19 protein-coding genes are annotated in these 24007 nt (G+C 69.6%); 12 read left to right on the plus strand and 7 right to left on the minus strand.

All coding sequences use genetic code 11. The features are described from left to right. Positions 1-52 precede the first annotated feature (52 nt). The 4 genes from ACIPAE_RS00090 to ACIPAE_RS00105 form a co-directional block, all read right to left on the minus strand. A complete protein-coding gene (locus ACIPAE_RS00090) occupies positions 53-826 on the minus strand; it encodes a succinate dehydrogenase/fumarate reductase iron-sulfur subunit (protein ID WP_402441897.1) in 774 nt (257 codons plus the stop codon). Then, positions 823-2742 carry a fumarate reductase/succinate dehydrogenase flavoprotein subunit gene (locus ACIPAE_RS00095; RefSeq protein WP_402441899.1) on the minus strand — a complete coding sequence of 640 codons (1920 nt, stop codon included), beginning with the start codon at positions 2740-2742 and terminating at the stop codon, positions 823-825. Before ACIPAE_RS00095 ends, ACIPAE_RS00090 begins: the two co-directional genes overlap by 4 nt. A gap of 1 nt (position 2743) precedes the next feature. After that, entirely contained in the window at positions 2744-3613 is an 870-nt protein-coding gene (locus ACIPAE_RS00100) for a hypothetical protein (protein ID WP_402441901.1), read from the minus strand. Positions 3614-3803: 190 nt separating this feature from the next. Next, positions 3804-4091, minus strand: a complete 288-nt coding sequence (locus tag ACIPAE_RS00105; RefSeq protein ID WP_329365169.1) for a hypothetical protein — start codon at positions 4089-4091, stop codon at positions 3804-3806. 413 nt (positions 4092-4504) lie between these two features. Here ACIPAE_RS00105 and ACIPAE_RS00110 point away from each other — a divergent pair, with 413 nt between their 5' ends. The 12 genes from ACIPAE_RS00110 to ACIPAE_RS00165 all read left to right on the plus strand — a co-directional run bounded on the left by ACIPAE_RS00110 (position 4505) and on the right by ACIPAE_RS00165 (position 20537). Continuing rightward, complete coding sequence (locus tag ACIPAE_RS00110) at positions 4505-6325, plus strand: ABC transporter family substrate-binding protein (protein ID WP_329365167.1); 1821 nt, start codon at positions 4505-4507, stop codon at positions 6323-6325. A 224-nt stretch (positions 6326-6549) separates the two neighbouring features. Beyond that, entirely contained in the window at positions 6550-8415 is a 1866-nt protein-coding gene (gene typA, locus ACIPAE_RS00115) for a translational GTPase TypA (RefSeq protein WP_328468830.1), read from the plus strand. Positions 8416-8806: 391 nt separating this feature from the next. Further along, a complete protein-coding gene (locus ACIPAE_RS00120) occupies positions 8807-10441 on the plus strand; it encodes an ABC transporter substrate-binding protein (protein ID WP_402441904.1) in 1635 nt (544 codons plus the stop codon). A 78-nt stretch (positions 10442-10519) separates the two neighbouring features. After that, positions 10520-11443, plus strand: coding sequence for an ABC transporter permease (locus ACIPAE_RS00125; RefSeq protein ID WP_329365162.1), 924 nt, complete (start codon positions 10520-10522; stop codon positions 11441-11443). Beyond that, positions 11436-12368, plus strand: coding sequence for an ABC transporter permease (locus ACIPAE_RS00130; RefSeq protein WP_329365160.1), 933 nt, complete (start codon positions 11436-11438; stop codon positions 12366-12368). Before ACIPAE_RS00125 ends, ACIPAE_RS00130 begins: the two co-directional genes overlap by 8 nt. An 11-nt stretch (positions 12369-12379) precedes the next feature. Next, a complete protein-coding gene (locus tag ACIPAE_RS00135) occupies positions 12380-13405 on the plus strand; it encodes an ABC transporter ATP-binding protein (RefSeq protein ID WP_329365158.1) in 1026 nt (341 codons plus the stop codon). After that, on the plus strand, positions 13398-14501 hold the full coding sequence (locus tag ACIPAE_RS00140) for an ABC transporter ATP-binding protein (RefSeq protein ID WP_402441906.1): 1104 nt from the start codon (positions 13398-13400) through the stop codon (positions 14499-14501). The genes ACIPAE_RS00135 and ACIPAE_RS00140 overlap by 8 nt, the downstream gene beginning before the upstream one ends. 277 nt (positions 14502-14778) lie before the next feature. Further along, positions 14779-16419, plus strand: coding sequence for an ABC transporter substrate-binding protein (locus tag ACIPAE_RS00145; protein WP_329365156.1), 1641 nt, complete (start codon positions 14779-14781; stop codon positions 16417-16419). A gap of 67 nt (positions 16420-16486) precedes the next feature. Next, positions 16487-17410, plus strand: a complete 924-nt coding sequence (locus ACIPAE_RS00150) for an ABC transporter permease (RefSeq protein WP_329365154.1) — start codon at positions 16487-16489, stop codon at positions 17408-17410. Further along, positions 17403-18401 carry an ABC transporter permease gene (locus tag ACIPAE_RS00155; RefSeq protein ID WP_329365152.1) on the plus strand — a complete coding sequence of 333 codons (999 nt, stop codon included), beginning with the start codon at positions 17403-17405 and terminating at the stop codon, positions 18399-18401. Before ACIPAE_RS00150 ends, ACIPAE_RS00155 begins: the two co-directional genes overlap by 8 nt. Before the next feature lie 11 nt (positions 18402-18412). Then, entirely contained in the window at positions 18413-19483 is a 1071-nt protein-coding gene (locus ACIPAE_RS00160; protein ID WP_329365150.1) for an ABC transporter ATP-binding protein, read from the plus strand. Next, positions 19452-20537, plus strand: a complete 1086-nt coding sequence (locus ACIPAE_RS00165) for a dipeptide ABC transporter ATP-binding protein (RefSeq protein WP_328468847.1) — start codon at positions 19452-19454, stop codon at positions 20535-20537. Before ACIPAE_RS00160 ends, ACIPAE_RS00165 begins: the two co-directional genes overlap by 32 nt. Before the next feature lie 142 nt (positions 20538-20679). Here ACIPAE_RS00165 and ACIPAE_RS00170 read toward each other — a convergent pair whose 3' ends face one another. Genes ACIPAE_RS00170 through ACIPAE_RS00180 form a run of 3 tightly spaced genes read right to left on the minus strand, consistent with a single transcriptional unit; the run spans position 20680 to position 24001 of the window. Next, complete coding sequence (locus ACIPAE_RS00170) at positions 20680-21879, minus strand: dipeptide ABC transporter ATP-binding protein (RefSeq protein ID WP_329365147.1); 1200 nt, start codon at positions 21877-21879, stop codon at positions 20680-20682. A 21-nt stretch (positions 21880-21900) separates the two neighbouring features. Continuing rightward, positions 21901-22971: an ABC transporter ATP-binding protein gene (locus ACIPAE_RS00175; RefSeq protein WP_402441909.1), complete on the minus strand. Its 1071-nt coding sequence runs from the start codon at positions 22969-22971 to the stop codon at positions 21901-21903. Positions 22972-23023: 52 nt separating this feature from the next. Further along, on the minus strand, positions 23024-24001 hold the full coding sequence (locus tag ACIPAE_RS00180) for an ABC transporter permease (RefSeq protein ID WP_329365145.1): 978 nt from the start codon (positions 23999-24001) through the stop codon (positions 23024-23026). Between the last annotated feature and the right edge of the window lie 6 nt (positions 24002-24007).

Raw genomic sequence — 24007 nt, forward strand, 5'->3', positions numbered from 1 at the left:
CTCCCTCAGCGGGAGCGACCGTCGGGGCGGCGCGGCCGTGCCGAGGTCCGGCTTACTGGCCGCGCCGGCGGATCTTCGCGCCGAGCCACACCAGCGGGTCGTACTTGCGGTCGACGGCGCGCTCCTTCAACGGGATCAGCGCGTTGTCGGTGATGTGGATGTGCTCGGGGCAGACCTCCGTGCAGCACTTGGTGATGTTGCAGTAGCCCAGGCCGTGGTCGTCCTGCGCGGACTCCGCCCGGGTCGGGCCGCCGTCCGCGGCGGCGGCGTCCAGCGGGTGCATGTCCAGCTCGGCGACCCGCATCAGGAACCGCGGCCCGGCGAACGTGCTCTTGTTCTCCTCGTGGTCGCGCACCACATGGCAGGTGTCCTGGCACAGGAAGCACTCGATGCACTTGCGGAACTCCTGCGAGCGCTCCACGTCGACCTGCGCCATCCGGTACTCACCGGCCGGCACGCCCTTCGGCGGCACGAACGCGGGTATCTCGCGAGCCTTGGCGTAGTTGAAGGACACGTCGGTGACCAGGTCGCGGACGACCGGGAAGGCCCGCAGCGGGGTGACCGTCACCGTCTCGTCCCGCGCGAAGACCGACATCCGGGTCATGCACATCAGCCGGGGCCGCCCGTTGACCTCCGCGCTGCACGAACCGCACTTGCCCGCCTTGCAGTTCCAGCGCACCGCGAGGTCGGTCGCCTGGGTGGCCTGGAGCCGGTGGATGATGTCGAGCACCACCTCGCCGTCGTTCACCTCGACGTCGTAGTCCCGCAGCCCGCCGCCCTCGGCGTCGCCCCGCCACACCCGGAACCGGGCCGTGTAAGCGCTCACGCGTCCAACTCCTCGTCCGTCAGGTACTTCAGCAGCTCGTCCCGTTCGAACAGGTCGAGCAGGTCGGGCCGGATCGGGCTGGTCGGGCGGCGGCGCAGGTCCACCGCGCCGCCGGCCGCGTCCGACAGCTCGCACACCAGGTTGACCTTGCGCCAGGTGCGGTCCATCTCCGGATGGTCGTCGCGGGTGTGGCCGCCGCGGCTCTCGGTACGCTCCAGAGCCGCCCGCGCCACGCACTCGCTGACCAGCAGCATGTTGCGCAGGTCGATCGCCAGGTGCCAGCCCGGGTTGAACTGCCGGTGCCCCTCCACCCCGGCCCGCGCCGCCCGTTCGCGCAGCACCGCCAGCCGGGAGAGCGCCTGCTCCATCTCCGGGGCCCGCCGGATGATCCCGACCAGGTCGTTCATCACCTGCTGCAACTCCTGGTGCAGGGTGTACGGGTTCTCCACGGGACCGGCTTCGGCCCCGCTCCCCGCCGCGCTCGCGGCGTCGAACGGCCGCAGCGCCTCCGCCGCGGCCTCGTCGATCTGCGCGCCGTCCGCGACCGGCCGGCCGTCGCCGAGGCCGGCCGCGTACCGCGCCGCGTGCAGCCCGGCGCGGCGACCGAAGACCAGCAGGTCGGACAGGGAGTTGCCGCCCAGCCGGTTGGAGCCGTGCATCCCGCCGGCCACCTCGCCGGCCGCGAACAGTCCCGGCACGCCGGCCGCGGCCGCGGTGTCCGGGTCCACGTCGACCCCGCCCATCATGTAGTGGCAGGTCGGCCCGACCTCCATCGCTTCCGCGGTGATGTCGACGTCGGCCAGCTCCTTGAACTGGTGGTGCATCGACGGCAGCCGGCGGGTGATCTCCTCGGGGCTGAGCCGGGTGGACACGTCCAGGAACACCCCGCCGTGCGGGGAGCCGCGGCCGGCCTTCACCTCGGAGTTGATCGCCCGGGCCACCTCGTCGCGCGGCAGCAGCTCCGGCGGTCTGCGGTGGTGGTCCGGGTCGGTGTACCAGCCGTCGGCCTCCTCCTCGCTCTGCGCGTACTTCTCCTTGAACACGTCCGGCACGTAGCCGAACATGAACCGCTTGCCCTCGCTGTTGCGCAGCACCCCGCCGTCGCCGCGCACCGACTCGGTGACGAGGATGCCCTTCACCGACGGCGGCCAGACCATCCCGGTCGGGTGGAACTGGATGAACTCCATGTTGATCAGCGGCGCCCCGGCCAGCAGCGCCAGCGCGTGCCCGTCGCCGGTGTACTCCCAGGAGTTGGAGGTGACCTTGAACGACTTGCCGATGCCGCCGGTGGCCAGCACCACCGCGGGCGCGTCGATCACGAACAGCCGGCCCGACTCGCGGACGTACCCGAAGACCCCGGCGACCTCGCCGCCGGGGCCCTTCAGCACGCGGGTGACCGTGCACTCCTGGAAGACCTTCAGCCGGGACTCGTAGTCGCCGCTGACGGCGTGGTCCTCCTGCTGGAGCGAGACGATCTTCTGCTGGAGGGTGCGGATCAGTTCCAGGCCGGTACGGTCGCCGACGTGCGCCAGCCGCGGGTACTCGTGGCCGCCGAAGTTGCGCTGCGAGATCTTCCCGTCCGCGGTGCGGTCGAACAGCGCGCCCCAGGTCTCCAGTTCCCACACCCGGTCCGGGGCCTCCTTGGCGTGCAGCTCGGCCATCCGCCAGTGGTTGAGGAACTTCCCGCCGCGCATGGTGTCGCGGAAGTGCACCTGCCAGTTGTCGCCGGAGTTGACGTTGCCCATGCTCGCCGCGATGCCGCCCTCGGCCATCACCGTGTGGGCCTTGCCGAACAGGGACTTGCAGATCACCGCGGTCCGCAGTCCCTGCTCCCGTGCCTCGATCGCGGCGCGCAGCCCCGCGCCGCCCGCGCCGACCACGACCACGTCGTACGCGTGCCGTTCCACATTCGTCATCTCAGAAGAACCTCGGATCGTCGAATACGCCGCTGGACACCAGGTACACGTACAGGTCCGCGACACCGACGCTGATCAGCGAGGACCAGGCGAGCAGCATGTGGCGGCCGTTGAGCACTCCCACCCATCCCCACAGCCGGTAGCGCACCGGGTGGGCGGAGAAGTGCCGCAGCTTGCCGCCGATGATGTGCCGGCAGGAGTGGCAGGAGAGGGTGTACGCCCAGATCAGGCCGACGTTCACCAGCAGCACGAGGGTGCCGAGGCCGGCGTGGCCCCAGTTGCCGTGCCGGTCGCGGAAGGCGAGCACCGTGTCGTAGGTGAGGATGCCCGCGACCACCACGGCCAGGTAGAAGAAGTAGCGGTGGACGTTCTGCAGGATCAGCGGCAGCCGGGTCTCGCCGCTGTACGACGCGTGCGGTTCGGCCACCGCGCAGGCCGGCGGGGACAGCCAGAACGACCGGTAGTACGTCTTGCGGTAGTAGTAGCAGGTCAGCCGGAAGCCCAGCGGGAAGATCAGCACCAGCAGGGCGGGCGACAGGCCCCACCAGTTCCCGAACAGGTGCCAGTCGGCGCCGCCGTTCATGTCCGTGCAGTTCGAGGCGAGGCACGGCGAGTAGAACGGCGACACGTACGGCGCGGCGTAGTAGTGGCTGTTCGCGAACGCCCGCCAGGTCGAGTAGCCGATGAACGCGGCCAGGCCGAGCGCGCTGACCAGGGGCGGCAGCCACCATCGGTCCGTTCTCAGGTGCGGCGCGGATATCGCCGCGCGGCCGGGGCTGCCGACGCCGTGGGCGATCCGCGCGGGGGCGGCCGCCGGCGGCGGGGACGGCGAGGTGCTCGGTGGGGTGCTCGGGGTGGTTCCGGTGGACAAAGGTGACTCCGCGGGGGATGGCAAGGGACGCACCCGCCGCGAGGCGGCGGGCCGGGGCCGGGGAAGGCCGCGGGAGCGGTCGCCGGCGTCACGCGCCGGGGCGGCCGGGGAGGGGAGAGGGGGATTCGTCGGCGGCCCGGGGGAGCGGCCGCGGCCGGCCGTCCGTACGGACTCGCGGCCGGCGGCAGGGTCAGGGCGCGTGCCGGTAGGGAGAGCCGAGCCCCTCGTCCTCGGCGTCCGCCCACAGCCCGCGGTCGTACGGCGCGTCCGGGATCGAGACGATCTCCAGGGTGCGGCGGTCCGCGGCGGCGGGCACCGACTCCGTCAGCAGGGCCAGGCTGTCCCGCAGATGGTCCGCGGTCGCACGCACCCGGCGCATGTCCAGGGTGTCGCCGGCGTGCTCGTCCAGCCGCGCCACGCAGCGCATCAGGTCGTCCAGCCGCCGCTGGACCGAAGTCAGGTCGTCGTGCAGGGACATGGAGCGCCCTCGCCATCTGTCGCCGTGCGAAGTGGGGAAGCAGCGCTTGAGAGTGTCGCGTGTCACACCTGCTCTTGTGAAGACCGCTGCACCGACCGTGTGCGGCCCGGGGCGGGAGCCCGCCGGGCGGCCGGTGGCGCGGCCGACAGCGTGACAGGTGACGTGACAGGTGGTGCGACGGTGACGCGACCGGCGGTCGACCTGGTGCGTACGGCGGTCGGCGGCGGTTTCTGAGCCGTCCGGGTGGACCCCGGGCGCAGGTGCGTCGTGTCACGGGTCGAAAGGGGCACAGGTCTTCTTGCAGTGAGGGCCGGGCCCTCACTCTCCCCGTCCCCGTGCTTCAGGCCGATCGATGACGTCCCGGTCGCGCGCCCCAGAGCGGCGCCGGCCGGGTCGCGGAGGTGTCCGAGCCCATGAACCGCAGCGCGAAACCGACCGCCGTACCGCCGGCCGCCCCGGAACGGCGCCGTCGTGCCGTGTCGACCACGGCATGTGTCGCCCTGGCGCTGGCGGTCGGCGCCACCGCGCTGACCGCCTGCTCCTCGTCCGGGACCAAGGCGGCCGGCACCGCCGGCACCGATGTGGCCGCGGTCTCCCGCGCCGGGGTGCGCGACGGCGGCTCCCTCACCTGGGCCGTCGACGAGATGCCGAAGACCCTCAACGCCTTCCAGGCCGACGCGGACGCCGGCACCGCCACCGTCACCGGCGCGACGCTGCCGGCGATGTTCCGGCTGGACGCCCACGGCGCCCCCCGGCTCGACCGGGACTACGTGACCGCGGCGAAGGTCACCGCCCAGGACCCGCGCCAGGTCGTCACCTACGACCTCAACCCGAAGGCGAAGTGGAGCGACGGCCGGGCGATCGGCGCGGACGACTTCACCTCGCAGTGGAAGGCGCTCGGCGGCAAGAACACCTCGTTCTGGACCGCCCGCAACGCCGGCTACGACCGGATCTCGGCGATCGCCCCCGGCGCCGGCGCCCACCAGGTCAAGGTCACCTTCGCCACTCCCTACGCGGACTGGCGCTCGCTCTTCGCGCCGCTGTACCCGAAGACGGTGACCGGCAGCGCGGACTCCTTCAACGACGGGGTGCGCACCGCGCTGGCGGTGTCCGCCGGCCCGTTCACGGTCAAAGCGGAGGACGCCAAGGCCGGCACCGTCACCCTCGCCCGCAACACCCGCTGGTGGGGTGGCCGGGCCAAGCTCGACCAGATCGTGCTGACCGCGACGCCGCGCGACAAGCGCCCGGCGGAGCTGGCCGCGGGCAAGCTGGACGTGGCCGAGATCGACCCGGGCGAGCTGAAGGCGGCCAAGGGCACCAAGGGCGTCGGGGTGCGCACCGCCCCGGACGACGCGTACGCGCAGCTCGCGCTCAACGGCAGCTCCGGTCCGCTCGCGGACGAGCGTGTCCGGCACGCGGTGGCCCGCGCGATCGACCGGAAGAAGATCGCCGCGACCGTGCTCAAGCCGCTCGGACTGCCCGCGGAGCCGCTCGGCAACCACCTGGTGCTGCCCTCGCAGGCCGGGTACAGCGACCACAGCTCGGCGCTGGGCACCGCGGACGCCCAGCAGGCCGCGGCGCTGCTGGCCGACGCGGGCTGGCAGCGGCCGGCCGCCGGCAAGACCGGTGACAAGGCCGCCGGGCCGGCCGCCGGCTCGGGCCGTACCTCCGCGTCCGGGGCGCTGACCGTGGTGGAGCCGGCGCGGGCGGTGACGAAGGACGGCAAGGGGCTGACCATGCGGTTCGTCCTGCCGGCCGACTCGCCGACGCTCGACGACGTGGGCGGGCAGATCGCCCGGATGCTGTCGCAGATCGGCATCCGCACGGAGATCAGCAAGGTGGACGACGACAGCTTCTTCCAGGACCACATCGCGTCCGGGGACTTCGACCTGGCGCTGTACTCCTGGCCCGGCACCGCCTTCCCGGCCACCGATGACACGCCGATCTTCGCCAAGCCGGTGCCCGCGCCCGACGGGTCGCTCGCCGTCGCCGAGAACTACACGCGGGTCGGCACCGACCAGATCGACCAGCTCATGGCCCGGGCCGGCTCCGAGCTCGACTCCGGGCAGGCCCGCAGCCTCACGAACCAGGCGGACGAGCGGATCTGGGCGGCGGCCGCGTCGATCCCGCTCTACCAGCGCCCCGAGGTGGTCGCGCTCAGGACGAACGTGGCGAACGCCGGGGCCTTCGGGTTCCAGACCCCCAGCTACCAGAACATCGGGTTCCGGAAGTAGCGGCTACGGCGCCCCGGCCCTCCGGGGTGCCCGTCCCGTTCCCCGTGCCCCTCGACGACCGCGGCTCCCTCCGATCCCGCCCCGGAGGGAGCCGCGGTCGTCAACGCACCGCGTGGCTCCCCGTACCATGGGGTGAGGCCGTGGCGTGACCCTGCCCGGCGGGCGATTCGCGTCGAAGGAGAAGGCGCGACGCCATCCACGATTCCGGGAGAAGCGCCGCATTCATGTCCACGCGCCACGACATCCGTAACGTCGCCATCGTCGCCCACGTCGACCACGGGAAGACGACCCTGGTGGACGCCATGCTGAAGCAGGCCGGGGCGTTCGCCGCGCACCAGCATCTGGACGACCGGATGATGGACTCCAACGACCTGGAGCGCGAGAAGGGCATCACCATTCTCGCGAAGAACACCGCTGTCCGGTACCACCCGAAGGACGGTGGCGACCCGGTCACGATCAACATCATCGACACCCCCGGCCACGCCGACTTCGGCGGTGAGGTCGAGCGCGGCCTGTCCATGGTGGACGCGGTGGTGCTGCTGGTGGACGCCTCCGAGGGCCCGCTGCCGCAGACCCGCTTCGTGCTGCGCAAGGCGCTGTCCGCCCGGCTGCCGGTGATCCTGTGCATCAACAAGACCGACCGCCCCGACTCCCGGATCGACGAGGTCGTCAACGAGACGTACGACCTGTTCCTGGACCTGGACGCGGACGAGGACCAGATCGAGTTCCCGATCGTCTACGCCTGCGCGCGGGACGGCATCGCCTCGCTCACCAAGCCGGACAACGGCACGGTGCCGGCCGACAGCGACAGCCTGGAGCCGTTCTTCTCCACCATCCTGTCCACCGTCCCCGCGCCGACCTACGACGAGCAGGCGCCGCTTCAGGCGCACGTCACCAACCTCGACGCGGACAACTTCCTCGGCCGTATCGCGCTGCTGCGGGTCGAGGAGGGGCACCTGAAGAAGGGTCAGACGGTCGCGTGGATCAAGCGCGACGGCACCATCTCCAACGTGCGCATCACCGAGCTGATGATGACCGAGGCGCTGACCCGCAAGCCCGCGGAGTCCGCCGGTCCCGGTGACATCTGCGCGGTGGCCGGCATCCCGGACATCATGATCGGCGAGACGCTGGCCGACCCGGAGAACCCGATCGCGCTGCCGTTGATCACGGTGGACGAGCCGGCCATCTCGATGACGATCGGCACCAACACCTCGCCGCTGGTCGGCAAGGGCGGCAAGGGCCACAAGGTGACCGCGCGCCTGGTGAAGGACCGGCTGGAGCGCGAGCTGGTCGGCAACGTGTCGCTGCGGGTGCTGCCGACCGAGCGCCCGGACACCTGGGAGGTGCAGGGCCGCGGCGAGCTGGCGCTGGCGATCCTGGTGGAGACGATGCGCCGGGAGGGCTTCGAGCTGACCGTCGGCAAGCCCGAGGTGGTCACCCGGGAGATCAACGGCAAGGTGCACGAGCCGATCGAGCGGATGACCATCGACTCGCCGGAGGAGCACCTGGGCGCGATCACCCAGCTGATGGCCTCCCGCAAGGGCCGGATGGAGACCATGACCAACCACGGGTCGGGCTGGATTCGGATGGAGTGGATCGTGCCGTCCCGCGGCCTGATCGGATTCCGGACAGAGTTCCTCACCCAGACCCGCGGCACGGGCATCGCGCACTCCATCTTCGAGGGCCACGAGCCGTGGTTCGGCGAGCTGCGCACCCGCAACAACGGCTCGCTCGTCGCGGACCGGGCCGGCGTCGTGACGCCGTTCGCGATGACCAACCTCCAGGAGCGCGGCGTGCTGTTCTGCGAGCCGACCACGGAGGTCTACGAGGGCATGATCGTCGGTGAGAACTCGCGCTCCGACGACATGGACGTGAACATCACCAAGGAGAAGAAGCTCACCAACATGCGGTCTTCCACCGCGGACGTCACCGAGTCGATCGTGCCGCCGCGGAAGCTGTCGCTGGAGCAGTCGCTGGAGTTCTGCCGCGACGACGAGTGCATCGAGGTCACTCCGGAGACGGTCCGCATCCGCAAGGTCGTCCTCGACCAGAAGGAGCGCGGCCGCGCGGCCGCTCGCGCCAAGCGCTAGATCTGTCACCGAAGGGGCGCTGGGAGTCACGTCCAGCGCCCCTTCGGCATGACCTGCGCCGTTTGTTCGCCGTCCGTTTATCGGACACAAGTGGTCGTTAGTTAGATCACATTTCCGATTTGTGCGTGTCTGTATACGTTCCGGATTGTCCGGATTTCAGGACGGTGTAGGCGCGGCCTCGTGACCTGGGCGTGATCACGGCTGCACGGCAGCCCTCTTCCGTAGCGGATAGTGGATCAGGTTGAGCTCGGGTCAATGGGTCACGCGCAGCCACTGCCGCGCCGACTCACGAGCACAGAAGGTCGCAGTCGCTGTCAGGGGTGTCAGGGGGCGCTCGGCCTTCTCACACATCGACACATGTATCGACAGTGACTCCTGAGGAGGCATACCCATGCGCGGTGCCAAGAGCGCCAAGTGGGTCGTAGGAGCGGCGGTAGTCGCGCTGGCCGCGACCGCCTGCGGTTCCGGAAGCTCGGACAAGGCCGGCGGCTCGAACGACGGGATCGTCAGGGCCTGGTGGGGTGACCCCCAGAACCCGCTCGAGCCCGCGAACACCAACGAGGTGCAGGGCGGCAAGGTCCTGGACATGATCTTCATGGACCTCAAGGAGTACGACCCGAAGACCGGCAAGGCCAACCTCGAGGCGGCCCAGTCGATCGACACGACCGACCAGCAGAACTTCACCATCAAGCTCAAGCCGGGTCTGAAGTTCTCCGACGGCACCCCGGTCACCGCCAGCTCCTTCGTGGACGCGTGGAACTACGGCGCGCTGCTCACCAACAAGCAGCTCAACGCGTACTTCTTCGAGGACATCGAGGGCTACGACAAGGTGCACCCGGACAGCGGCGCGCCGACGGCGAAGACCATGTCCGGCCTGAAGGTCGTGGACAGCAGCACCTTCACCGTCAAGCTCACCCAGAAGTTCTCCACCTGGCCGGACCGGCTCGGCTACAAGGCGTTCGCGCCGCTGCCGAAGTCGTTCTTCACCGACCACGCCGGCTACCTCAACAAGCCGGTCGGCGACGGCCCGTACAAGGTCGTGTCCTACACCAAGGGCTCCAGCATGAAGCTGGTCCCGAACCCGTACTACACCGGGCCGAGCAAGCCGAAGAACAAGGGCGTGCTGCTCAAGGTCTACACCGACTCCAACACCGCCTACGCCGACCTGCAGGCCGGCAACCTGGACGTGCTGGACGACATCCCGGCCGAGCAGCTCACGCACGCCAAGTCCGACCTGGACGGCCGCTACCTCAACCAGCCGGCCGGCATCATCCAGACCGTGTCGTTCCCGCTGAACCAGAAGGCGTGGAACGCGCCCGGCATGGACAAGGTCCGGCTCGGCCTGTCGATGGCGATCGACCGCAAGACCATCACCCAGAAGATCTTCCAGGGCACCCGCACCCCGGCCGGCGACCTCACCTCGCCGGTGCTGGGCGCGGCCGGCGGCTACAGCGCCACCATCGCGGGCGACGCGGTGACGTACAACCCGGCCAAGGCGCGCGAGCTGATCAAGGCGGGCGGCGGCATCCCCGGCGGCCACATGACGATCGGCTACAACGCCGACTCCGGCTCCCACAAGCAGTGGGTGGACGCGGTCTGCAACAGCATCAACAACGTGCTGGGCGACAACAAGGCGTGCGTGGGTGCCCCCACCGGCACCTTCGCCGACTTCCGGAACCAGATCACCAAGGGCCAGATGACCAACCCGTTCCGGTCGGGCTGGCAGATGGACTACCCGCTGATCGACGACTTCCTGACGCCGCTGTACGCGACCGGTGGCAGCTCGAACGACTCGCACTACAGCAACCCGAAGTTCGACGCGCTGATCAAGCAGGCGAACGCCGAGCCGGACACCACCAAGGCGACCGAGCTCTACCAGCAGGCCGAGAAGCTGCTCTTCACGGACATGCCGGTGATCCCGCTCTGGTACCAGAACGGCGAGGCGGGCTGGTCCAAGCGCGTGTCCAACGTGACCGAGAACGCGTTCAGCTACCCCGTCTACACGGACATCACGGTCAACAGCTGACCTGATGCCGTGCCGCGCCCGCCCCGGCGACCCCGGGGCGGGCGCGCACCACCGTCTGGTCCGATCCATGGAGGACACATGGGGCGCTACGTCATCAGGCGACTGCTCCAGATGGTGCCGGTCTTCATCGGCACGACGTTTCTGATCTTCGTCATGGTCTACGCCCTCGGCGACCCCGTGGCGGCCATGTTCGGCGACAAAGCGCCCGACCCGGCCACCGCGGCGCAGATCAGGCACGCGATGTACCTGGACCACTCACTACCGGCCCAGTACATCCACTACATGAAGCAGATCTTCACCGGTGACTTCGGCACCTCGGCCAGCGGCCAGCCGGTCACCGAGCTGATGGGTACCGCCTTCCCGGTCACCATCCGGCTGACCCTGGTCGCCTTCGCGATCGAGGCGGTGGTCGGTGTCGGCCTGGGCCTCGTCGCGGGCCTGCGGCGCGGCCGGTTCGCCGACTCCGGCGTGCTGGCGTTCACCCTGGTCGTGGTGGCGGTCCCCACCTTCGTGACCGGCTACCTGCTCCAGTACTTCTTCGGTGTGAAGTGGCACGTGGCCAACCCCGCGGTCGCCGAGGGCGCCCCGATCGGCGACCTGATCATGCCGGGCCTGGTGCTGGCCGGCGTCTCGCTGGCGTACGTGGCCCGGCTGACCCGCACCTCGGTCGCGGAGAACTCCCGCGCCGACTACCTGCGTACCGCGGTCGCCAAGGGCCTGCCCCGGCGGCGCGTGGTCACCGTGCACCTGTTGCGCAACTCGCTGATACCCGTGGTCACCTTCCTTGGTACCGACCTCGGCGCCCTGATGGGCGGCGCGGTGGTCACCGAGCGGATCTTCAACATCCACGGCGTCGGCTACCAGCTCTACCAGGGCATCCTGCGGCAGAACCCACCGACGGTGGTCGGCTTCGTCACCATCCTGGTGATCGTCTTCCTCGCCGCCAACCTGCTCGTCGACCTGCTCTACGCGGTCCTGGACCCGAGGATTCGGTATGTCTGAGATGACCGACAGCCACTCGGTGGTCAACGGCGTCGCCACCACCCCCCAGCAGCCCTCCGATCAGGGCAAGGAGCGCGAGAAGGCCCGCAGCCTGCGGTCCGACGCGTTGCACGACCTCAGCCGCAAGCCGATGTTCTACATATCGGGCCTGCTGATCCTCTTCCTGATCTTCATCTCGCTGTGGCCGGGCGTGCTCGCGAGCGGCAACCCGCTCTCCTGCGACCTGGCCAAGTCCCAGATGGGGGCCACCTCCGGGCACCCGTTCGGCTTCGACACCCAGGGCTGCGACGTCTACACCCGCACGGTGTACGGCGCCCGCGCGTCGGTGTCGGTCGGCATCTTCTCCACCCTCGGGGTGGCGGTGCTCGGCTCGCTGCTCGGCGGCCTCGCCGGGTTCTTCGGCGGCTGGTGGGACGCGATCCTCTCCCGGATCAGCGACGTCTTCTTCGGCATCCCGATCCTGCTCGGCGGCGTGGTGTTCCTCTCCGTGGTCAAGGGCGGCACCGTCACCACCGTGTCGATCTTCATCGTGCTGCTGGGCTGGCCGCAGATCGCGCGTATCGCCCGCGGCGCGGTGATCACCGCCAAGCAGCAGGACTACGTGCAGGCCGCCCGCGCGCTCGGCGCGAGCAACACCCGGATGCTGCTGCGGCACATCGCGCCCAACGCGCTCGCCCCGATCATCGTGGTGGCCACCATCGCGCTGGGCACGTTCATCTCGCTGGAGGCGACGCTGTCCTTCCTCGGCGTGGGCCTCAAGCCGCCGGCCGTCTCGTGGGGCATCGACATCTCCCAGGCGTCCAGCGAGATCCGCAACGCGCCGCACATGCTGCTGTGGCCGGCGGGCGCGCTCAGCATCACCGTGCTGGCGTTCATCATGCTCGGCGACGCGGTCCGCGACGCCCTCGACCCCAAGCTGCGCTAGGAGGCGTCACGTTGACTGTCACCGACGAGAGGGCGGGCGCCGCGGCGCCCGCGTCCACCACTCCGCTGCTGGAAGTACGCGACCTGCACGTGGAGTTCCACACCCGTGACGGGGTGGCCCGCGCCGTCAACGGCGTCGACTACTCGGTGAACGCCGGTGAGACGCTGGCGGTGCTCGGCGAGTCCGGCTCCGGCAAGTCGGTCACCGCGCAGACCGTCATGGGCATCCTCGACATGCCGCCCGGCCGGATCACGCACGGCGAGATCCTCTTCCAGGGCCAGGACATGCTGAAGATGTCCGCCGAGCAGCGCCGCCGGATACGCGGCCGGAAGATCGCGATGATCTTCCAGGACGCGCTGTCCTCCCTCAACCCGGTGCTCAGCGTGGGCTACCAGCTCGGCGAGATGTTCCGGGTGCACCAGGGGATGTCCCGCAAGCAGGCCAGGGCCAAGGCGATCGAGCTGATGGACCGGGTGCGCATCCCGGCCGCGAAGGACCGGATCGGCGACTACCCGCACCAGTTCTCCGGCGGTATGCGCCAGCGGATCATGATCGCGATGGCGCTGGCCCTGGAGCCGGACCTGATCATCGCGGACGAGCCGACCACGGCGCTGGACGTCACGGTGCAGGCGCAGGTGATGGACCTGCTCGCGGAGCTCCAGCGCGAGTACAACATGGGCCTGATCCTGATCACCCACGACCTGGGGGTGGTCGCGGACGTCGCCGACAAGATCGCGGTGATGTACGCCGGGCGGATCGTGGAGAGCTCGCCGGTGCACGACATCTACGGCGCGCCCGCGCATCCGTACACCAAGGGCCTGCTCCAGTCGATCCCGCGGCTGGACCAGAAGGGCCAGGAGCTGTACGCGATCAAGGGCCTGCCGCCCAACCTGACCCGTATCCCCGGTGGCTGCGCGTTCCACCCGCGCTGCCCGATCGCGCAGGACGTGTGCCGTACCGAGGTGCCGACGCTGCACACCGTCGGCGCCGAGCGGGGCAGCGCCTGCCACTTCTGGAAGGAGACGATCGGTGACTGAGCCCACTTCCCGTGAGCGCGCCTCTCGTGCGCCCGCCGCCGGCGAGCCCGCCGTCCGCGAGCCCATCCTCCGGGTCCGCAACCTGGTCAAGCACTTCCCGCTGACGCAGGGCATCCTCTTCAAGAAGGAGATCGGCGCGGTCAAGGCCGTCGACGGCATCTCCTTCGACCTGTACGCGGGGGAGACGCTCGGCATCGTCGGCGAGTCCGGCTGCGGCAAGTCCACCGTGGCCAAGCTGCTGATGAACCTGGAGCGGGCCACCTCCGGCGAGGTGTTCTACAAGGGCGAGGACATCACCCGGCTCTCGGGCCGGGCGCTGAAGGCGGTGCGCCGCAACATCCAGATGGTCTTCCAGGACCCCTACACCTCGCTGAACCCGCGGATGACGGTCGGCGACATCATCGGCGAGCCCTTCGACATCCACCCCGAGGTGGCCCCGAAGGGCGACCGCCGGGCCCGGGTGCGCGAGCTGCTGGACGTGGTCGGGCTCAACCCCGAGTACATCAACCGCTACCCGCACCAGTTCTCCGGCGGCCAGCGGCAGCGGATCGGCATCGCCCGCGGCCTGGCCCTCAACCCGGAGATCATCATCTGCGACGAGCCGGTCTCCGCGCTGGACGTCTCGGTGCAGGCGCAGGTGATCAACCTGATGGCGAAGCTGCAGGACGAGTTCGGCCTGTCCTACATCTTCATCGCGCACGACCTGTCGATCGTGCGGCACATCTCCGACCGGGTCGGCGTGATGTACCTGGGGCGGATGGCGGAGATCGGCACCGACACCGAGATCTACGAGCACCCGACCCACCCCTACACGCAGGCGCTGCTGTCCGCGGTGCCGGTGCCGGACCCGAAGGCGCGCGAGCACCGGGAGCGGATCATCCTCTCCGGCGACGTGCCCTCGCCCGCCAACCCGCCGTCCGGCTGCCGGTTCCGCACCCGCTGCTGGAAGGCGGAGGAGCGGTGCGCGCAGGAGACGCCGCTGCTCGCGGTGCCGGAGGTCTTCGCGGGCTCCGACAGCCCGGCCGCGCACGAGTCGGCGTGCCACTTCGCGGCGGAGAAGGACGTGGTCGGCAGCGCGTCCGCCGACGCCGCCTGACGCACCGTCGCACACAGCCGGCGCCGGCCCGCTGCGCGAGCCGCCGCCGTATAACACCCGGGAGCGCCCCGGTCCGCCTTGCCGCGGGCCGGGGCGCTTCGGCGTGCACGGGTTCCGCGACCGCCCGGGCGCGGCCAACCGGGTGAACTTCCGCCGCCCGGCCACCTCCTGACCCGCACTTTGGGCCCACGACACGGGAGCGAAGAAGTGCGGTCGTGTCCGTATTGGGGTGTCATGAGTACTCACATGCCATTTGTGACCCATGAGGAGGCGTTCGATGCGCGGAGCCACACGCGTGAGGTGTGCGGTGGGCGTGCTGGCGGTCGCGCTGGCCGCCACGGCCTGCGGCGGCGGAAGCAGCGGCGGCAGCAGCGGCGGTAGCAGCAACGGGATCGTCCGCGCCTCCTGGGGAGACCCGCAGAACCCGCTGGAGCCGGCCGACACCAATGAGGTGCAGGGCGGCAAGGTGCTCGACATGGTCTTCCGCGGCCTGAAGAAGTACAACCCGAAGACGGCGAAGGCCGAGAACCTGATCGCCTCGTCGATCACCAGCACCGACGCGCAGAACTTCGACATCAAGATCAAGCCGGGCTTCAAGTTCTCCGACGGCACCCCGGTCACCGCCGACTCCTTCATCAACGCCTGGAACTACGGCGCGCTGCTGAAGAACGCCCAGCTCAACGCCTTCTTCTTCGAGCAGATCGACGGCTACGACAAGGTGCACCCGGACGCCGCCGGCGCCACGGCCACCGCCACCAAGCTCTCGGGTCTGACGAAGGTGTCGAACACCGAGTTCAAGGTGAAGCTCAACCAGAAGTTCTCGCTGTGGCCGGACACCCTCGGCTACGCGGCGTTCTACCCGCTGCCGCAGTCGTTCTTCACCAACCACGCGGCCTGGCTGAAGAAGCCGATCGGCGACGGGCCGTACCTGATCCAGAACTACACCAAGGGCACCCAGATGTCCCTGCGCAAGTGGGACGGGTACACCGGGCCGGACGCGGCCGTGAACAAGGGCGTCGACCTGCGGGTCTACACCGACAACAACACCGCGTACACCGACCTGCAGGCCGGCAACATCGACCTGGTCGACGACATCCCGGCCTCGCAGCTGAAGAACGTCAAGTCCGACCTCGGCAGCCGCTACATCAACGAGCCGGCCGGCATCATCCAGACCATCGCCTTCCCGCTGTACAGCAACCGCTGGTCGTCGGCGAAGTCCGCGATGGTCCGGCAGGGCCTGTCGATGGCGATCAACCGCAAGCAGATCACCCAGCAGATCTTCCAGAACACCCGCACCCCCGCCACCGACTGGACCTCGCCGGTGCTCGGCAGCGCGGGCGGCTACAAGGCCGGGCTGTGCGGCCAGGAGTGCACCTACGACCCCGCCAAGGCCAAGCAGCTGATCGCGCAGGGCGGCGGCCTGCCGGGCGGGAAGATCACCATCGGCTACAACGCCGACACCGGCTCGCACAAGGAGTGGGTGGACGCGGTCTGCAACAGCATCAACAACGTGCTGGGCAACAACAAGGCGTGCGTGGGCGAGCCCACCGGCACCTTCGCCGACTTCCGGAACAAGATCACCAACAAGCAGATGACCAACCCGTTCCGGTCCGGCTGGCAGATGGACTACCCGCTGATCCAGGACTTCCTTCAGCCGCTGTACTTCACCAACGCCTCGTCGAACGACTCGCACTACAGCAACCCGCAGTTCGACAAGCTGGTCAACCAGGCGAACGCCGACAGCGACACCGGCAAGGCGATCAGCACCTTCCAGGACGCGGAGAAGCTGCTGGTCAAGGACATGCCAGCGATCCCGCTGTGGTACCAGAACGGCAGCGCGGGCTACTCCTCGAACCTGAGCAACGTCCTCCTCAACCCGTTCAGCGTCCCGGTCTACAACGAGATCAAGGTCAAGTGAGACCGGCCGGAGGCCGCACCGGGTCGCCCCGGTGCGGCCTCCGCCCACTCCCCGTGCAGGAGGCCCCATGGGACGCTATGTGATCCGGCGGCTGCTCCAGATGATCCCGGTGTTCATCGGCAGCACGTTCCTGATCTTCTTCATGGTCTACGCGCTCGGCGACCCGGTCGCCGCGCTCTTCGGCGAAAGGGCACCCGACCCGGCCACCGCGGCCCAGATCCGGCACGACCTGTACCTCGACCACTCGCTGGGCGCCCAGTACCTGCACTACATGAAGAACATCTTCAGCGGGAACTTCGGCACCGCCTTCAACGGCCAGTCGGTGACCTCGCTGATGGGCAGCGCCTTCCCGATCACCATCCGGCTGACCATCGTGGCCATCATCTTCGAGATCATCATCGGCATCGCCCTCGGCGTGATCACCGGCATGCGGCGAGGCAAGCCGGTCGACACCGGGGTGCTGCTGCTGACCCTGGTGGTCATCTCGGTGCCGACCTTCGTCACCGGCTACGTGCTCCAGTACATCTTCGGCGTGGAGCTGAAGTGGACCAGCCCCTCGGTGTCGCCGAGCGCGCCGTTCAACGAACTGATCCTGCCCGGGCTGGTGCTGGCCCTGGTCTCGCTCGCCTACGTCACCCGGCTGACCCGCACCTCCATCGCCGAGAACACCCGCGCCGACTACGTGCGTACCGCCGTCGCCAAGGGCCTGCCCCGGCGCCGGGTGATCATCCGGCACCTGCTGCGCAACTCGCTGATCCCGGTGGTGACCTTCATCGGCACCGACATCGGCGCCCTGATGGGCGGCGCGATCGTCACCGAGCGGATCTTCAACATCCACGGTGTCGGCTACCAGCTCTACCAGGGCATCCTGCGCAACAACGCGCCGACGGTGGTCGGCTTCGTCACCATCCTGGTGCTGGTCTTCCTGCTGGCCAACCTGCTTGTCGACCTGCTCTACGCGGTCCTGGACCCGAGGATTCGCTATGCCTGAACCGATCGACCCGAACGAAGCGGTCGACCCCAACCAGGCCATCGCGCCGACCAGCGGCTTCGGCGGCGGTATGGACCTGGCCGCCACCGACGCGGAGACCCTGGAGAAGCCGCCGGGGGAGGGCCAGGAGGGCGGCCCGGCCGCCAAGCCCCGCAGCCTGTGGTCCGACGCCTGGCGCGACCTGCGGCGCAACCCGATCTTCATCATCTCCGCGCTGATCATCCTCTTCCTGATCTTCATCTCGATCTGGCCCGGCACCATCGCCACCCAGGACCCGCTGAAGGCCAACCTGGCCAGGGCGCAGGAGGGTTCGTCCCCCGGGCACCCGTTCGGCTTCGACAACCAGGGCCGCGACGTCTACACCCGGGTGGTGTACGGGGCCAGGGCGTCGGTCACCGTCGGCGTGTGCGCCACCGCCGGCGTGGTCATCCTCGGCAGCGTGCTCGGCGGCCTCGCCGGGTTCTTCGGCGGCTGGTGGGACGCGGTGCTCTCCCGGATCAGCGACGTGTTCTTCGGCATCCCGGTGGTGCTGGGCGGCCTGGTCTTCCTGTCGGTGGTCACCAACTCCACGGTGTGGCCGGTGGTCGGGTTCATGGTGCTGCTGGGCTGGCCGCAGATCGCGCGTATCGCCCGCGGCTCGGTGATCACCGCCCGGCAGAACGACTACGTGCAGGCCGCCCGCGCGCTCGGCGCCGGCAACTCCCGGATGCTGGTACGCCATATCGCGCCCAACGCGGTCGCCCCGGTGATCGTGGTCGGCACCATCGCGCTGGGCACGTACATCGCGCTGGAGGCGACCTTGTCCTACCTCGGGGTGGGCCTGAAACCGCCCACCGTCTCGTGGGGCATCGACATCTCCGACGCGTCCAACGAGATCCGCAACGCGCCGCACATGCTGCTGTGGCCGGCCGGCGCGCTGAGCCTGACGGTGCTGGCGTTCATCATGCTCGGCGACGCGGTCCGCGACGCCCTCGACCCCAAGCTGCGCTAGGAGGCGTCGCGATGCCAACAGGTGGCACAGGAGCCACGGACGCGGCGGTGGTGGCGCCCGGGCGGCCGCCCGGCGACGGCGGCCCGCTGCTCGACGTACGCGACCTGCACGTGGAGTTCCGGACCAGGGAGGGCACCGCGAAGGCGGTCAACGGCGTGGACTACTCGGTGAACGCCGGTGAGACGCTGGCGGTGCTCGGCGAGTCCGGCTCGGGCAAGTCGGTCACCGCGCAGGCGATCATGGGCATCCTCGACACGCCGCCCGGCTTCATCACCAGCGGCGAGGTGGTCTTCCAGGGCCGGGACCTGCTCAAGCTCGGCACCGAGGAGCGGCGCCGGGTCCGCGGCGCGAAGATGGCGATGATCTTCCAGGACGCGCTGTCCTCGCTCAACCCGGTGCTCAGCGTCGGCGAGCAGCTCGGCGAGATGTTCCGGGTGCACCACAAGGCGTCCCGCAAGGACGCCCGCGCCAAGGCGATCGAGCTGATGGAGCGGGTCCGCATCCCGGCCGCCCGCGAGCGCGTCAAGCAGTACCCGCACCAGTTCTCCGGCGGTATGCGGCAGCGCGTGATGATCGCGATGGCACTGGCCCTGGAGCCGGACCTGATCATCGCGGACGAGCCGACCACGGCGCTGGACGTCACGGTGCAGGCGCAGGTGATGGACCTGCTCGCGGATCTGCAGCGCGAGTACAACATGGGTCTGATCCTGATCACCCACGACCTCGGGGTGGTCGCGGACGTCGCCGACAAGATCGCGGTGATGTACGCCGGGCGGATCGTGGAGACCTCGCCGGTCCACGACATCTACCGGGCACCGGCCCACCCGTACACCAAGGGCCTGCTCGACTCGATCCCGCGGCTGGACCAGAAGGGCCGCGAGCTGTACGCGATCAAGGGACTGCCGCCCAATCTGCTGCACATCCCGCCCGGTTGCGCCTTCAACCCGCGCTGCCCGCGCGCGCAGGCCGTGTGCCGCACCGACGTGCCCCCGCTGTACCGGGTCGACCAGGACCGGGCGAGCGCCTGCCACTTCTGGAAGGAGACCCTGGATGACGACAGCCTCCCGTCCGCAGACGCCTGAGCGGCCCGTGCCGCCCGACCCCTCCGGGCGCGAGCCGATCCTGACCGTCCGGGGCCTGGTCAAGCACTTCCCGCTGACCCGCGGCATCCTCTTCAAGAAGCAGATCGGCGCCGTCCAGGCCGTCGACGGCGTCAACTTCGACCTGTACGCGGGGGAGACGCTCGGCATCGTCGGCGAGTCCGGCTGCGGCAAGTCCACCGTGGCCAAGCTGCTGATGAACCTGGAGGAGCCCACCGCGGGCGAGATCGTCTTCAAGGGCGAGGACATCACCAAGCTGTCCGGGCGGGCGCTGAAGGCGGTGCGCCGCAACATCCAGATGGTCTTCCAGGACCCCTATACCTCGCTGAACCCGCGGATGACGGTCGGCGACATCATCGGCGAGCCCTTCGACATCCACCCCGAGGTGGCCCCGAAGGGCGACCGGCGGCGCCGGGTGCAGGAACTGCTGGACGTGGTCGGGCTCAACCCCGAGTACATCAACCGCTACCCGCACCAGTTCTCCGGCGGCCAGCGGCAGCGGATCGGCATCGCCCGCGGCCTGGCGCTGCGCCCCGAGATCATCGTGGCCGACGAACCGGTCTCCGCGCTGGACGTCTCGGTGCAGGCGCAGGTGGTCAACCTGATGGAGCGGCTGCAGGACGAGTTCCAGCTGTCGTACATGTTCATCGCGCACGACCTGTCGATCGTGCGGCACATCGCCGACCGGGTCGGCGTGATGTACCTCGGCAAGATCGTGGAGATCGGCTCGGACGAGCAGATCTACGAGCACCCGACCCACCCGTACACGCAGGCGCTGCTCTCGGCGGTGCCGGTGCCCGACCCGGAGGCGCGCGAGCACCGGGAGCGGATCATCCTGGCCGGCGACGTGCCCTCGCCGGCCAACCCGCCGTCCGGCTGCCGGTTCCGCACCCGCTGCTGGAAGGCCCAGGAGATCTGTGCCGAGAAGGAGCCGCCGCTGGCGGTGCCGGAGGTCTTCCGCGGCACGGCGGGCCCGGCCGAGCACCCCTCGGCGTGCCACTTCGCCGAGGAGAAGCAGATCGTCCCGCCGGAGTGAGGGCCACCCGTGCGGTGCCGAACGCCAGGGCCGTGTCCGGGATTCCCCGCAGGGAGTCGGGACACGGCCCTGGCGTTCGGCACCGCACGGGCCCGCGGTGGCCGTGGCCACGGTCAGGCGCTCAGGAGTCGGGCGGTCAGGGTCAGGCGGACTCCTCCGACGCGGAGGCCACCGCGTTCGACTCCTCGGCAGCGGCGAGCGCGGGGTCGAGCACTATGTCCTCCTCGCGCGCCGTGACCGTCGGTTCCTCGGGGAAGTGGCAGGCGGTCATGTGGCCGTCCACGCTGTCGCCGAGCTGCACCAGCGGCGGCTCCTGCTCGGCGCAGACGTCCTGCGCCTTCCAGCAGCGGGTGCGGAACCGGCAGCCGGACGGCGGGTTGATCGGCGAGGGCACGTCGCCGGCCAGCCGGATGCGCTCGCGGCCCTTGTCGTCCGGGTCCGCCTCCGGCGCCGCCGAGAGCAGCGCGTGGGTGTACGGGTGGCGCGGCTTGGTGTAGATCGAGTCGCGGTCGCCGATCTCCACGATCTTGCCCAGGTACATCACCGCGATGCGCTGCGAGAAGTGCCGCACGATCGCCAGGTCGTGCGCGATGAACAGGAACGCGATACCGAGTTCCTTCTGCACCTTCTGCAGCAGGTTCACCACCTGCGCCTGGATGGAGACGTCCAGCGCGGAGACCGGCTCGTCGGCCACGATCAGCTTCGGGTTCACCGACAGGGCGCGGGCCACCCCGATGCGCTGTCGCTGGCCGCCGGAGAACTCGTGCGGGAAGCGGTTGTAGTGCTCGGGGTTGAGACCGACGGTCTCCAGCAGCTCGCGGACCCGCTTCTCCCGGCCGCCGGCCGGGTTGATCCCGTTGATCTCCATCGGCGCGGAGATGATGTTGCCGACCGTCTGCCGCGGGTTGAGCGAGGCGTACGGGTCCTGGAAGATCATCTGGATCTCGGACCTGATCGGCGCCAGCTGCTTGCGGGAGGCGTGCGTGATGTCCTGCCCGGCGTACTCGACCCGGCCTGCCGTCGGCTCCAGCAGACGGGTGACCAGTCGTCCGGTCGTGGACTTGCCGCAGCCGGACTCGCCGACCATGCCGAGCGCTTCGCCCTTGTCGATGTGGAAGTCGACACCGTCGACCGCCCGGACGTCCCCGACCCGGCGCTGGAACACGAAGCCGCCGTGGATCGGGAAGTACTTGCGCATGCCGGTGACGTCCAGCAGCCGCTCGCCCGGTTCCGGGCGCTTGACCGGCACGGCCGTCTCCGGCGCCGCGCCGGCTTCCTCCGTCACCGCAGCCGCGTCGGCCGTAGCGCCCTTCTCCAGGCTCGGCTTCTGCTGTTCACTCATTGCTGGTTCCTCGACTCCCGGTCAGCGCAGCCGCGGCTGGATCTGCTCGATGAAGATGTCACGCTTCTGCTCTGCGGTCAGGTGGCACGCGGAGCCCCGTCCGTCCGGCAGCTGCGGCCGCTCCGTGCTGCACCGGTCGCCGCCGACCGCCTCGGCGAAGGCGCACCGGGGATGGAACGGGCAGCCCGACGGCGGGTTCAGCAGGCTCGGCGGGGTCCCCGGGATCGGTGCCAGCGGCACGTCCACCGAGGCGCTCAGCCGCGGGATGGAGCCCAGCAGGCCCCATGCGTACGGGTGCTCGGGGGACTTCAGGATCTCCCGGGTGGTGCCGCGCTCCACCGCCCGGCCCGCGTACATCACGACCACGTTGTCCGCGGTGTTCGCGATGACCCCCAGGTCGTGGGTGATCAGGATGATCGCGGTGCCGGTCTCCTGCTGGAGGTCCTTGAGCAGGTCGAGGATCTGGGCCTGCACGGTGACGTCGAGCGCCGTGGTGGGCTCGTCCGCGATCACCAGCTCCGGGTCGCAGACCAGCGCCAGCGCGATCATCGCGCGCTGCCGCATACCGCCGGAGAACTGGTGCGGGAAGTCGTCCACCCGGGTCTGCGGCTGCGGGATGCCGACCCTGGCGAGCATCTCGATCGCCCGGTTCCGGCCCTCCCGCTTGGAGGCGCCGGTGTGCTTCATGAACGGCTCGGCGATCTGCCGCCCCACCGTGTAGTAGGGCGACAGCGCGGTGAGCGAGTCCTGGAAGATCATCGACATCTTGTTGCCGCGCAGCCGCTCCAGGGTGCGGTTGCTCGCCCCGGTCAGCTCCTGGCCGTCGAGCGTGATCTCGCCGCTGATGGTGGTGTTGCGCGGGTTGTGCAGCCCGAGGATGGCCAGGTTCGTCACCGACTTGCCCGACCCGGACTCGCCGACGATACCGAGCGTCTCTCCGCGTTCGAGGTCGAACGACAGCCCGTCGACCGCCTTGACGGTGCCGTCCTCGGTCGCGAACCGCACGTAGAGGTCGCGGACGGAGAGGAACGGGTCGGTGCTCAGCGAACCCTTGGGTTCGGGTGCGGGGTCCGGCTTGGTCACTGTGGTCACTTCGGGGCTCTCCTCGGGTCCGGAGCCTGGTGCGGTAGGGGGTGCGCCGGGTTCATGCGAGCCGAATCCGTGGGTCGATGAGGGCGTAGCAGGCGTCGACGATGATGTTGAAGACGACGATGGAGGTGGCGCCGATCAGCATCACGCCCATCTCCAGCGGCAGGTCCTGCTGGGTGACGGCCGAGACGGCGAGGTTGCCCAGGCCGTGCAGGCCGAAGGTGGCTTCGGTGATGATCGCACCGCCGAAGACCGACCCGAGGTCGATGCCGAAGATCGTGATGATCGGGCCCATGGCGCCGCGCAGCGCGTACCGCAGGAAGACGTAGCGGGCGCCCATGCCCTTGGCCCGGGCGGTCCGTACGTGTTCCTCGGACAGCTGCTCGACCATCAGGGAGCGGGTCTGGCGGCTGTAGTTGGACCAGAAGATGACCGACATCACCAGGCAGGGCAGCACCATGCCGGAGAAGGAGGCACCCGGGTTGCTGGTCCAGCTCGGGTCACCACCGCGGTTGAGCCAGCCCAGCTTGTAGGAGAACGCGTAGATGGCGAGCGGGCCGATGAAGAAGATCTGCACCGACTGGCCCAGCAGGGACACCGAGCTGGCGGCGCGGTCGAAGATCGAGCCCTGCTTCCAGGCGGAGATCAGACCGAGGCCGACGCCGACCACGAGGAAGGTGAAGGAGCCGCCGATGGCCAGCGACAGGGTGGTGGGGTAGCGGTCCTTCAGCAGCGACCAGACCGGGGTCTGGTTGTTGAAGGAGAGCCCGAAACACGGTGCCGGGCAGTTGCCCATCGGCAGGTGACGGCCGCCGAAGATGCCGATCAGGTAGTTCCACCACTGGACGATGACCGGCTTGTCGAGACCGAGGTTCTTGTGGATCTGGCGGATGTTCGACGGCGTGCAGTTCTTGCCGCAGGACAGCAGTGCCGGGTCGCTCGGCAGGGCGAAGAACAGCAGGTATGTCACCAGGCTGATCAGTACGAGGATGACTGCGGCGCCTAGCACCCGGCGGGTGAGGAAACGGAGCATGGGGTC

Source organism: Streptomyces sp. NPDC087270 (assembly GCF_044744625.1).
Lineage (GTDB): Bacteria > Actinomycetota > Actinomycetes > Streptomycetales > Streptomycetaceae > Actinacidiphila.